This is a genomic window from Paracoccus sp. L-17, assembly GCF_056857655.1.
This window is the reverse complement of record NZ_JBSXNM010000029.1, coordinates 54,666-66,490: the sequence shown is the minus strand read 5'-3', so window position 1 is coordinate 66,490 and position 11,825 is coordinate 54,666. Positions and strand designations below refer to the sequence as shown.

Below are 11,825 nucleotides of genomic sequence, written 5' to 3'. Positions count from 1 at the left end.
GAAGGATCAGAAGCTGAAATTCACGCCCAGCTTGACCGAATGATGTTCCGGCGTGGCTTCGCTGGTAAATCCGTTCGCATCCGTGACCTTCTTCTTGTCGAAGCCGCGATATTCGTATTCGCCAAAGACGGACCAGCGGTCGGTCACCTTGCGTTCGACGCCCAGGCCGGCCATCAGGGCATTCGCCTTGAAGCCGTCGTCGTAATCCATTCCGGCGCCCTGGACCTTGTAGTCGAAATCGCCGCGCGCCGCGCCGAGCTGGCCGTAGAACAGCGTGTTTCCGGCGGCGTTCAGCACCCCCGTCTTGAACCGCAGCGCGACAAGCTGCTTCATCTCGGACCGGGCGGCGAAGCTGCCATTGTCGAATTCGTCGTCCACCTTGCTTGTCTGCACCGACAGTTCCGGGCCGAAGACGATCTGGCGGCCGCCCATCGCGCGCTGCCAGCGATAGCCGCCATGCAGGCCGATCGTCGCGCCCGACAGATCGACCGAACCGGGAGCCGCGATCAGGTTATCGGCCGGATCGCTGACGCCGACACGATCATCCGATCCGAAGACATAGCCCAGCGAACCGCCGACATAGGCGCCGGACCAGTCGGCGACGGGTGGCGCGACGGGCGCCGGGATGATGGCGACATCCGTGACGGGCGCGACCGGCGCGACATAGCCGCCGGCAAGCGCGCCCGAGGCTGCGACGGCGCTGCCGGCGCAGCACAGCGAAAGGATGCGAATGATCGTCATGACATACTCCTGATCCGCGCGGCATCCGGGGAACTCCGGGGATGCACCGCGCCGGGCAACCTGGAGGCGAACGTAGCGTCAAACAAACTTTCCATGCAATCCCGCCGTTCCGTGATGGCATGACGATCATCGCGAGGGTGACGAAAATGCAATAGTCCGGGCCGGCGCGTGACCGCAGCGCCGCAACCCGGGACCGGGGGCGATTCCCGGATCGCCGCGACAGGTCCGGGCGTGTCGCGAATCGCCCATGGCGGCCCTGAAATACCTGATAGATAACAATTATTTACAAGATTTGTGTCGCAAATATGTGACAAGGTTGGGTCTGTGCCTTATGGTGCGTGAATGTTGTTGCCGCGCCCCGCGCGGCGGGGCCTGCAGGGAGGGCCCCGGAAATCCGAAAGAAAAGAAAGGATCCTGCATGACATTGCTGAAGACCACCCTCGCCGTGACCGGCCTTCTTCTGGCCGCGCCGGCCGCCTTTGCCGCCGAGGATTGCGGCGAGGTGACGATTGCCGAAATGAACTGGGCCTCGGCCGGTCTGGCCGCCTGGGTCGACAAGGTCATCCTGGAAGAAGGTTACGGCTGCGACGTCGCGCTGGTCACCGGCGATACCGTGCCGACCTTCACCTCGATGAACGAGAAGGGCGAACCCGATGTCGCGCCCGAATTGTGGGTGAACGCGGTCAAGGTGCCGCTGGAGGCCGCGCAGAAGGAGGGCCGGATCGTCATCGCGTCGGAGATCCTGAAGGATGGGGGCATTGAAGGCTTCTGGGTGCCCACCAAGCTGGCCGAGGAAAACGACATCAAGACCATCGAGGATGCGATGGCGCGCCCCGACCTGTTCCCCGGCGCCGAGGACAGCAGCAAGGGCGCCTTCTTCAACTGCCCCTCGGGCTGGGCCTGCCAGATCATCACCGCCAATCAGTTCCGCGCGCTGAAGGGCGAGGAAAAGGGGTTCGAGCTGGTCGATTCCGGTTCGGCCGCCGGGCTTGACGGCTCGATCGCGCGCGCCTTCAACCAGGACCAGGGGTGGCTGGGCTATTACTGGGCACCGACCGCGATCCTGGGCAAGTACGACATGACCAAGCTGGACCTGGGCGTGGAACATGACCGCGAGGAATGGGACAATTGCACGGTCGTGAACAATTGTCCCGAACCCAAGCTGAACGAATGGCCGCGTTCGGAAGTGTTCACCGCCGTGACCAAGGAATTCGCCGACAGCAATGCCGTCACGATGGATTACCTGGGCAAGCGCGCCTGGTCGAACGACACCGTGAACGAGCTTCTGGCCTGGATGGGCGACAATCAGGCCACGAACGAGGACGGCGCCTTCTATTTCCTGGAAAACTATCCGCAGGTCTGGTCCGAATGGGTGTCCGAGGATATCGCCCAGAAGGTGAAGGACGCGCTCTGACCGCCATCATGGACGGGGCGCCGAGGCGCCCCGTTTCGCCTTGACCCGAACCCCTGCAAAAGAAGAAAAACCGCATGGACTTCGTCACTTTCCCATCAATGAGCCGCGGCGATCTGCGCGCCATGCGCATCGCGATCGACGGCGCCTTCCGGGATTTCACCCGCGCCTATGGCGAGACCCTGGAACAGCTGTTCCAACCGATCCAGGTCTTGCTGATCTTCATCGAGAACCTGCTGATCGACAGCCCCTGGATCCTCGTGCTGGCCGCGATCGGCGGCCTTGTCTGGGGCCTGAGCCGCAGCTGGAAGATCGTCGGCGGAACCGTGGTCGCGCTGCTGCTGATCGGCTTTTTCGGCATGTGGGAAGACACGATGCGCACCATCGCCATGGTCACGGTCTGCACCCTGATCGCGGTGGTGATCGGCATTCCCATCGGCATCCTGATGGCGCGGTCGGAACGCACCAACGCATCGGTCACGCCGATCCTGGACATGATGCAGACCATGCCCAGCTTCGTCTATCTGATCCCGGTGGTGATGATCTTCGGCCTCGGCAAGGTGCCGGGCGTGATCGCGGTCGTCATCTATGCCGTCCCGCCGGTGATCCGGCTGACCAATCTGGGCATCCGCCAGGTCCCCGCCGACGTGCTGGAGGCCGCCGAGGCCTTCGGCTCGAACCCGCGGCAGAAGCTGCAGGATGTGCAATTGCCGCTGGCTCTGCCGACGATCATGGCCGGCGTCAACCAGACCATCATGATGAGCCTTGCGATGGTCGTCGTCGCCTCGATGATCGGGGTGCGGGGGCTGGGCCAGCCGGTGCTGCAGGCGATCAACAACCAGTATTTCACCCTGGGCGTGATGAACGGCCTGGCCATCGTCGCCATCGCCATCATCTTCGACCGCGCGACGCAGGCCTATGGCAAGCGTCTGCAAAGACATCTGGAGGCGCAGCATGGCTGAAGCCACCCACGACATCGAGATCCGCAACCTCTACAAGATTTTCGGCAGGAACGGCGAACGCCACGTGGCCGACGTCAAGGCCGGGATGACCAAGGACGAACTGAAGGCCAGACACGATCACGTCCTTGGGCTGGACAACATCAACATGACGGTTCCGGCGGGCCGGATCCAGGTGGTGATGGGGCTGTCGGGATCGGGCAAATCCACCCTTATCCGGCACATCAACCGGCTGATCGACCCGACCGCCGGAGAGGTCATCTTCGACAATCGCGACGTGGTGCAGATGTCGCAATCCGAACTGCGCCAGTTCCGCCGCCAGAAGACCGCGATGGTGTTCCAGAAATTCGCGCTGTTCCCGCATCGGACGGTGCTGGAGAACACGACCTACGGACTGGCCGTGCAGGGCGTGAAGCCCCGCGAGGCCGAGGAACGCGCCCGCCGCTGGATCAGCCGCGTGGGGCTGGAGGGCTTCGAGGCAAGCTATCCCAACCAGTTGTCGGGCGGGATGCAGCAGCGCGTGGGTCTGGCCCGCGCCCTGACCAACGACGCCGAGATCCTGCTGATGGACGAGGCCTTCTCGGCGCTGGATCCGCTGATCCGCACCGACATGCAGTCGGTTCTGCTGGATTTGCAGGCCGAGTTGCGCAAGACCATCATGTTCATCACGCATGATCTGGACGAAGCCCTGAAGCTGGGCGACCAGATCGCGATCCTGCGCGACGGGCGCATCATCCAGCAAGGCACCGGCGAACAGATCGTGCTGCGGCCCGCCGACGATTACATCAGCAATTTCGTCCGCGATATCCGGCGCGGCCATGTCATCACCGTGCGCACGATCATGCGGCGTGGCAAAGGTGCCGAAAGCCCCGTCAGCCTGCCGGCCACGACCCTGCTGGAAGAGGCCGCGCGCGCCATGACCAATGCCGAGGTCTCGCGCGGCAATGTCGTGGACGAGGATGGCACCCATCTGGGCATGGTCACGCTGTCGAAATGCGTGGCCGAGATGATCGCGCCCGACACCAGCGACGAGGATGCCGACGATGATGCGGCCATCGCGCCCGAGCCGCTGAGCGCGTAGCGGGACAGGGGCCCGGCGGTCGGGGGGCGCGGTTCGTCCGGCCCCTTTTACGCGACCGGTTGATTTCGGCGCCGGCGCGTGCCGGGATGGGGCAGGCGAGGCTGGACCACATGCGGATTTGCGTCATCAATACCGGCGGCACGATCAGCAGCATCGGCAAACCGCTGGCCCCGATGCCGGCGGCGCGTTTCGCCGAGGCCGTGGACCGCCTGCTGGGTCCGTCGCTGACTGCTGCCATGCCATGGGCGCGGATCCATTTCGATACCGGTCTGCATTTCGACAGCCCCACCGGCACGCTGGACAGCAGCGAGGTCCGTCCCGAGGACTGGTGCCGGATGGCCGGACGCATTCTTGATCTGCACGAGGATTTCGACGCTTTCGTGATCCTGCACGGCACCGACACGATGGATTTCACCGCCGCGGCCCTGCCGCTGCTGCTGAACGTCTTCGATGCCCGCGGCCGGGCGCGCGCCGGTCTGTCGGCGCCGGTGATCCTGACCGGCGCGCAGCTTCCGCTGTTTCGCGAATCCGCCGCAGGGCTGGTTCTGAATGCCGGCAGCGACGGCTTCGCCAATCTCTGCGGCGCGCTGGAGGCCGCGCGGCTGGGGATCGCCGGGGTCACGATCCTCTTTGACGGCACGCTGATGCGCGGGAACCGGGCGCTGAAGGTATCGACCCGGGATTTCGCCGCGTTCGAGACCCCGCATGCGGCCCCGCTTGCGCGGACGGGGATGGCGATGCCGGCCGTCTCGGACGCGCCGGCGGATAGGGCGCGGCCGATCGATGCCGGGCTGATCCGGGCGCAGCTGGATGCGATCCGGGCCGCCCTCGACGATCATCCGGTGGTCGAACTGCCCTGCGTGCCGATCCAGCCGGCGGGGCTGATGGCGGGCATGATCGACGACCTGGTCGCGCGCGGCGTTCGCGGCATCGTGCTGGCGGGATTCGGCGCCGGGAACGTCCCGTCCGATCGCGGGCTGACCGGGCAGGCCATCCGCCGGGCCGGGGCCGCCGGTGTGCTGGTCGTGATCGCCAGCCGCCCGATCCGGGGCGCGGTGGGCGATTTCGACTATGCCGCCGGGGCCTGGATCGCCGGGACCGGCGCGGTCCCGGGCGGCGATGCGACCCCGGTCGCGCTGGTCGCGAAAGCCACGATCCTGAGCGCGGCGGCCGGCCATCACGGCTGGGACGCCGCGGTGGTCAGGGCGCTGATGGCGCGGGGGCTGGCCGGCGAACGGGGCTGACAGCGCCGCCGCGCCGCGCTAGCAAGGGCCAGTCCCGCGCACGAGGAAGCCCATGCCCGTCATCCATGTCCTGAACGGCCCGAACCTGAACCTGCTGGGAAAGCGCCAGCCCGAGATCTATGGCCACGAGACGCTTGAGGATGTCGAGCGTCTGTGCCGCGAGGCGGCGGGCGGCCACGAGATCCGGTTCCTGCAATCGAACTGGGAAGGCCAGATCATCGACTGGATCCACGAGGCGCGCGAGGCGGCCTGCGGCATCGTCATCAACCCCGCCGCGCTGACCCATACCTCGGTCGCGGTGCTGGACGCGCTGAACGCCTTTGACGGCCCCGTGATCGAGGTCCATATCAGCCAGGTCCATCGGCGCGAGGCCTTTCGCCACCATTCCTATGTCTCGCAGCGCGCCGACGGGGTGATCGCGGGTCTGGGAATCGAGGGCTATCCCGCCGCCATCCGCCGGATCCTGTCGCTGACCGCCCCAGACCGTTCCGGCCGGTCGGACGATACGGGAACCGGCAGCTCCTGATCCGCCCCGTGATGTTTCCAGACAGCCCGGAGAGATGGAAAAAGCCGCCGAATCCCTGGCCGCGGGGAGGAGGAGGGGGGCGGCAGGGTTCGGCGGCTGGCCCTTGATCCGGGCCGAGGGAGGAAGCCGAGGCTTTCTTGACCTCGGTATTGCCATCTGGCGCGATGATTCGATGCCTGTCACCAATCCGCCGGGGCGATGATGCCGCGATGCGGCAAGAAACCGGAATTCTGCCCGCTCCGTGGGCAAGAGCCGAAGAATGCGGCCATCCGGGAACGACGGTTCCGGCCGCGGCGGCGATGTCGCGATCATCCCCTCGGCCCCGGCAGCCGGGGATTCGGTCGTGATCCCGCGCGCCTGTCGTGGCGGCCAGGTCCGGGGCTTCGGCGACGGCGTGACCGGGCCCGCCGGCCCGCCGGCCCGCATTGCGGCCGGATCAACCCAGGGCGTGCAGATAACTCGCCGACCACCAGCCGACATCACGTTCCACCACGCCCTGCAGCAGCGCCGAATGGCGGCGGCGGCGTTCATTGGCGGACATGCGCATGGCCCGCGCCATCGCCTCGGCCAGTTCCCAGGGATCGTGCGGGTTGATGATCAGCGCGTCCTGCATCGTCTCGGCGGCCCCGGCAAAGCGCGACAGGATCAGCACGCCGGGGTCGGACACGTCCTGCGCTGCGACATATTCCTTGGCCACGAGGTTCATCCCGTCGGCCAGGGGCGTGACCAGCCCGATCCGCGCCTGCCGGTAGAGGCCGGCCAGCAGGTTGCGCGGAATCGGACGGTGGATGAACCGGATCGGGGTCCAGTTGACGGTGGCGAACTGGCCATTGACGCGCCCGGCCAGATGTTCGGTTTCCTCGCGGATGTCCTGATAGGCCTCGACCGCCTCGCGGGTGGGCGGGGCGATCTGCAAGAACGAGATCTTCTCGATCAGGTCGGAATTGTTTTCCAGCAGCAACTGGAAGGCGCGAAACCGCTGCGGAATACCCTTGGAATAATCCAGCCGGTCCACGCCGATCATCATCTGCGCCCCGGTCAGGCTGCGCATCCGGTCCTCGTCGGGGGCGGTGCGGGCCTCTTCGATGAAGGCGGCGGTGTCGATGCCGATGGGAAAGACAGCCGCGCGCAGCGGCCGGTCCAGAAGCGTCAGCCGGTCATCCTGCTGCATCTCGATCCGCGACAATTGCCGCGCGCTTTCGGTGAAATTGGACAGGTCGCGCTGCGCCTGGAATCCCAGAAGGTCATAGCAGGACAGCCATTCGAACAATTCGCCGGGATTGGGCAGGGCGGCGCAATCGGCCGGGCCGGGAAAGGGAATGTGAAGGAAATGCCCGATCCGGGCTTCGACCCCCAGCTTGCGCAGTTCCGAGGCCAGCGGGAAGAGCTGGTAATCCTGCACCCAGATCCGGTCATCCGGTTTCAGATGCGGCAGCATCATCCGCGCGATGCGGGCATTGACCCGCCGGTATCCCTCGACATGTTCGGGCAGGATCCGGGTCAGATCGGCGCGGCCATGACACAAGGGCCAGAGGACGGAATTCGAATAGCCCAGATAATAGGCGTCGTGATCGCGGGGGGACAGGTCGAAGGCGGCGCGTTCGAACCGGGCGCCCTGGTGAAAGACCAGATCGTCGGAGGGATCCTCGACCTGCTCGCCCGAAAAGCCGATCCACAACCCGCCCGAACCGCGCAGCGCGTCCTCCAGCGCCACGACGAGGCCGCCCGAGGGATTGTCCCCCAGCGGCAGGCGATTGGATACCACGACAAGACGAGACATGACCCCTTACCCTTTCATCCGCATTGCGCCAGCGCGCCGTCCAGCCACCCGGCCAGCGCCGCGGGATCCGCCAGCCGATGCCGCGCCCCCGTTTCGCCGTCGCCGATCTTGATCCCGAAGCCGCCGCGTGCCTGCGCCTCGGCGATGGCGGGCTCGTCGGTCAGGTCGTCGCCGGCATAGACCGGGACCCGCCCCCGGAAGGAAGGCAGATCCATCAGCCGGGCCAGGGCGCCGTCCTTGCCCCGGCCCGCGGGGCGCAGTTCAACCGCCATCTTGGCGGGTTGCAGCGCCATGCCGGGATGGGTTTCGGCCAACCGGGCCATGCTGTCCTCGACGAAGCCGCGCAGGGCGGGATCGGCACGATAATGCATGACGACGCCATGGGGTTTCGGCTCGACCAGCACCGCCGGATGCGGGGCCGCCATCTCGCGCGCGGTGCGATGCAGGGCGGCGGCATCCAGCGCGGTGTCGTGGGTGGCTTCGATCCGCGTGCCGTCCAGCGACAGCTCGGCGCCGTGGCTGCCGGCGATGGCGCCCGGAAAATCCGGCAGGTAGCGCCGCAGATCGGCCACGTCGCGGCCCGAGACCAGCGCCACCGCGCCATCGAGACGCCGATGCAGCCGGGCCAGCCGGGCGGGCAGGTCCGCAGGCACGATGATGGCATCCGGGCGTTCGGCGATCTCGACCAGGCAGCCATCGAAATCGAGAAACAGGGCGGCATCATCGGGCAGTTGCGGTGCGGTCATTCGGGCATGATCCATTGAAACGGGCAACGCGACATGGATTTTCTGCCGCGCCTGCCGGGTCAACCCGCAGGGCCCGGATTGGTTCGGCAAACATTTGCGATGCCGTCCGGCGCGCTGCAAGAAGGCCCGGTCCGGCCGGGCCGGATGGCCGCGACGGGCGGAAACCTCAGAATTCGACGCCCTGCTGCGCCTTCACGCCCTGCCGGAACGGATGTTTCAGCAAGGTCATCTCGGTCACCAGGTCGGCGGCCGCGATCAATGCCTCGGGCGCGTTGCGGCCGGTCAGCACGACATGGGTCATGGGCGGTTTTTCGGCGGCCAGAAAGTCCAGCACCTCGGCCGCGTCCAGATAGCCGTGGCGGAAGGCGATGTTGATTTCGTCCAGCAGGACCATGCGGATCGCCGGATCGCGGATCAGGGTTCTGGCCGTCTCCCAACCGGCGCGGGCGGCGGCGATGTCGCGGGCCTTGTCCTGCGTTTCCCAGGTGAAGCCCTCGCCCGAGACGTGAAAGCGGCAGATATCGCCGAAATGCTGCGTCAGCACCCGCTTTTCGCCCGTGTCCCAGGTGCCCTTGATGAACTGCACCACCGCGCAGGGCATGCCGTGACCGATGCAGCGCATGATCATGCCGAACCCGCTGCTGGATTTGCCCTTGCCGTTGCCGGTATGGACGATGATCAGGCCCTTCTCGACGATCTTCGTTTCCATCAGCCGGTCCCGCGCGACCTTCAGCTTCTTCATCTTCTGGCTGTGCCGTGCCAGATCCTCGGGCGAGGGGTCGGGGTTCGGGGACATCGCGGCGATCCTTGTCAGATATCCAGGTTCTCGACCGACAGGGCGTTCTGCTGGATGAATTCGCGGCGCGGTTCGACCACGTCGCCCATCAGCTTGGTGAACAGATCCTCGGCCTCGGCCACGTCCTCGATGCGGACCTGCAACATGGTTCGCGCGCCGGGATCGAGCGTTGTTTCCCAAAGCTGATCGGGGTTCATTTCGCCCAGACCCTTGTAGCGTTGCAGCGACAGCCCCTTCTCGCCCTCGAGGAAGATGGCCTGCAACAGGCCCAGCGGACCAAAGATGGGCTGGTCGCGGTCCTTGCGGACCAGATGCGCGGGCCGGCCATAGATGTCTTGCAGGGCGCCGGTCATCTCGCCCAGACGGCGGCTTTCGCCGCTGCGCAGCATCTGCCCGTCCAGGACACGGTTTTCCTCGACCCCGCGCAGGGTGCGGGTCAGGCGGATGCCGGCATCCTGCGTCGGCCGCCCCTGCCAGCCGCGTTCGTATTCCTCGGCGATCATGTCCAGCCGCGCGGCGATGGCGCTGGCCACGCCCTGTGCATCCGCATCGACGCGGCCCGGTACCAGCGCCCCGGCAATGGCGGCCTGTTCGGTGATATGGGGCGGATAATGGGTGGGATAGGCGCGCAGGATGCGGCGGGTCACGCGCGCCTCCTCGACCACGCGGGCCAGATCGTTGCCGGTGATCGCGGTGCCGTCGCCAAGCCGCAGCGCCGCGCCCTCGACCCCTTGCTGGATCAGGTAATCCTCCAGCGCGGCCTCGTTCTTCAGATAGACCTCGGACCGGCCGCGCCCGACCTTGTAGAGCGGCGGCTGCGCGATATAGAGATGCCCGGCCTCGATCAGGTCCGGCATCTGGCGGAAGAAGAAGGTCAGCAAGAGCGTCCGGATATGGGCGCCGTCCACATCGGCATCGGTCATGATGACGATCTTGTGGTAGCGCAGCTTCTTCAGGCTGAATTCGTCGCGCCCGATCCCGGTGCCAAGCGCGGTGATCAGCGTGCCGATCTGGTCGCTGCCCAGCATCCGGTCGAACCGGGCCCGTTCCACATTCAGGATCTTGCCGCGCAGGGGCAGCACCGCCTGGTTCTGGCGCGACCGGCCCTGCTTGGCCGAACCGCCCGCCGAATCGCCCTCGACGATGAACAATTCCGACAGGGCGGGATCCTTTTCCTGGCAATCGGCCAGCTTGCCGGGCAGCGAGGCCACGTCCATTGCGGTCTTGCGCCGGGTCAGTTCGCGGGCCTTGCGCGCCGCCTCGCGTGCCAGCGCCGCCTCGATGATCTTGCCGACGATCTGCTTTGCTTCGGCCGGGTTTTCCTCGAACCATTCGGACAGCTTTTCGTTCACGAGGCTCTCAACCGCCGGGCGCACCTCGGACGAGACCAGCTTGTCCTTGGTCTGGCTGGAGAATTTCGGATCAGGCACCTTGACGGACAGCACGCAGGTCAACCCCTCGCGCGCGTCGTCGCCGGTGAAATCGATCTTCTCGCGCTTGGCGATGCCGCTGGACTGGGCATAGCCGTTGATGACGCGGGTCAGTGCGCCGCGAAAGCCCGCCATATGGGCGCCGCCATCGCGCTGCGGAATGTTGTTGGTAAAGGGCAGCACGGTTTCGTGGTAGCTGTCGTTCCACCACATCGCGACCTCGACCCCGATGCCGTTCTTCTCGCCGGTCATGAAGATCGGTTCCGGCATGACGGGGGTTTTCGAGCGGTCGAGGAATTTCACGAATTCCCGCACGCCGCCCTCGTAGAACAATTCGGTCCGCAAGGCTTCGGCCGGGCGCTCGTCCTCCAGGATGATGCGCACGCCGCTGTTCAGGAAGGCCAGTTCGCGCAGGCGGTTTTCCAGCGTCTTGTAGTTGAAATCCAGATTGCTGAACGTGCCGTTCGGGTCGAGTTGCTTGTTGGAGGCCAGAAACCGCACCTCGGTTCCGCTTTCGCCCGGCGCGGCGTCGCCGGTGACACGCAGATGTTCGACCGTGTCGCCATGCTCGAATCTGGCGTAATGTTCCTTGCCATTGCGCCAGACACGCAGGTCCAGCCAGTCCGACAGCGCATTGACGACCGAGACCCCGACGCCATGCAGCCCGCCCGAGACCTTGTAGCTGTTCTGGTCGAATTTGCCGCCGGCGTGAAGCTGGGTCATGATGACCTCGGCCGCGCTGACGCCTTCGCCCGCATGCAGATCGACCGGGATTCCGCGGCCGTTGTCGCGCACGCTGACGCTGCTGTCGGCGTGGATCTTGACCTTCACATAATCGGCATGACCGGCCAGCGCCTCGTCGATGCCGTTATCGACCACCTCGTAGACCATGTGGTGCAGGCCCGATCCGTCATCCGTGTCGCCGATATACATGCCGGGACGCTTGCGCACGGCCTCCAGTCCCTTGAGAACCTTGATCGAATCGGCGCCGTATTCGGCCTGCTGCGGGGCGGCTTCGCTCATCTGATGTTATCCTGCCTTTGTTGCTTTCGATATAAGCCGAAGCCCGCGCAATGTCACGGGAATGACTGCATTTTCCGCAGCTTTCCGC

At 65.9% G+C, this 11,825-nt stretch carries 10 protein-coding genes; 5 read left to right on the top strand and 5 right to left on the bottom strand.

The window, feature by feature from the left end; genetic code table 11:
* Positions 1-6 precede the first annotated feature (6 nt).
* On the bottom strand, positions 7-741 hold the full coding sequence (locus tag AC13CR_RS04330; RefSeq protein WP_292951083.1) for an outer membrane protein: 735 nt from the start codon (positions 739-741) through the stop codon (positions 7-9).
* A 418-nt stretch (positions 742-1,159) separates the two neighbouring features.
* Between AC13CR_RS04330 and AC13CR_RS04325 the strand changes: the two genes are divergently transcribed.
* The 5 genes from AC13CR_RS04325 to aroQ all read left to right on the top strand — a co-directional run bounded on the left by AC13CR_RS04325 (position 1,160) and on the right by aroQ (position 5,962).
* A complete protein-coding gene (locus AC13CR_RS04325) occupies positions 1,160-2,155 on the top strand; it encodes an ABC transporter substrate-binding protein (RefSeq protein WP_292951081.1) in 996 nt (331 codons plus the stop codon).
* A 74-nt stretch (positions 2,156-2,229) separates the two neighbouring features.
* On the top strand, positions 2,230-3,114 hold the full coding sequence (locus AC13CR_RS04320; protein ID WP_292951079.1) for an ABC transporter permease: 885 nt from the start codon (positions 2,230-2,232) through the stop codon (positions 3,112-3,114).
* Complete coding sequence (locus AC13CR_RS04315) at positions 3,107-4,192, top strand: quaternary amine ABC transporter ATP-binding protein (protein ID WP_446235033.1); 1,086 nt, start codon at positions 3,107-3,109, stop codon at positions 4,190-4,192. Before AC13CR_RS04320 ends, AC13CR_RS04315 begins: the two co-directional genes overlap by 8 nt.
* Before the next feature lie 86 nt (positions 4,193-4,278).
* The gene (locus AC13CR_RS04310) at positions 4,279-5,436 is read left to right on the top strand and encodes an asparaginase domain-containing protein (RefSeq protein WP_482900671.1); all 1,158 of its coding nucleotides are present in this window, start codon (positions 4,279-4,281) and stop codon (positions 5,434-5,436) included.
* Positions 5,437-5,488: 52 nt separating this feature from the next.
* The gene (gene aroQ, locus AC13CR_RS04305; protein WP_482900670.1) at positions 5,489-5,962 is read left to right on the top strand and encodes a type II 3-dehydroquinate dehydratase; all 474 of its coding nucleotides are present in this window, start codon (positions 5,489-5,491) and stop codon (positions 5,960-5,962) included.
* A 436-nt stretch (positions 5,963-6,398) separates the two neighbouring features.
* Here aroQ and AC13CR_RS04300 read toward each other — a convergent pair whose 3' ends face one another.
* The 4 genes from AC13CR_RS04300 to gyrB all read right to left on the bottom strand — a co-directional run bounded on the left by AC13CR_RS04300 (position 6,399) and on the right by gyrB (position 11,737).
* Positions 6,399-7,742, bottom strand: coding sequence for an alpha,alpha-trehalose-phosphate synthase (UDP-forming) (locus AC13CR_RS04300; RefSeq protein WP_292951071.1), 1,344 nt, complete (start codon positions 7,740-7,742; stop codon positions 6,399-6,401).
* A gap of 14 nt (positions 7,743-7,756) precedes the next feature.
* The gene (gene otsB / locus AC13CR_RS04295; RefSeq protein WP_446233134.1) at positions 7,757-8,488 is read right to left on the bottom strand and encodes a trehalose-phosphatase; all 732 of its coding nucleotides are present in this window, start codon (positions 8,486-8,488) and stop codon (positions 7,757-7,759) included.
* Positions 8,489-8,654: 166 nt separating this feature from the next.
* A complete protein-coding gene (gene cobO / locus AC13CR_RS04290; RefSeq protein ID WP_292951067.1) occupies positions 8,655-9,284 on the bottom strand; it encodes a cob(I)yrinic acid a,c-diamide adenosyltransferase in 630 nt (209 codons plus the stop codon).
* 14 nt (positions 9,285-9,298) lie between these two features.
* Positions 9,299-11,737 (bottom strand): DNA topoisomerase (ATP-hydrolyzing) subunit B, encoded by a 2,439-nt coding sequence (gene gyrB, locus AC13CR_RS04285; RefSeq protein WP_292951065.1) that lies wholly within the window; start codon positions 11,735-11,737, stop codon positions 9,299-9,301.
* Positions 11,738-11,825: the final 88 nt, after the last annotated feature.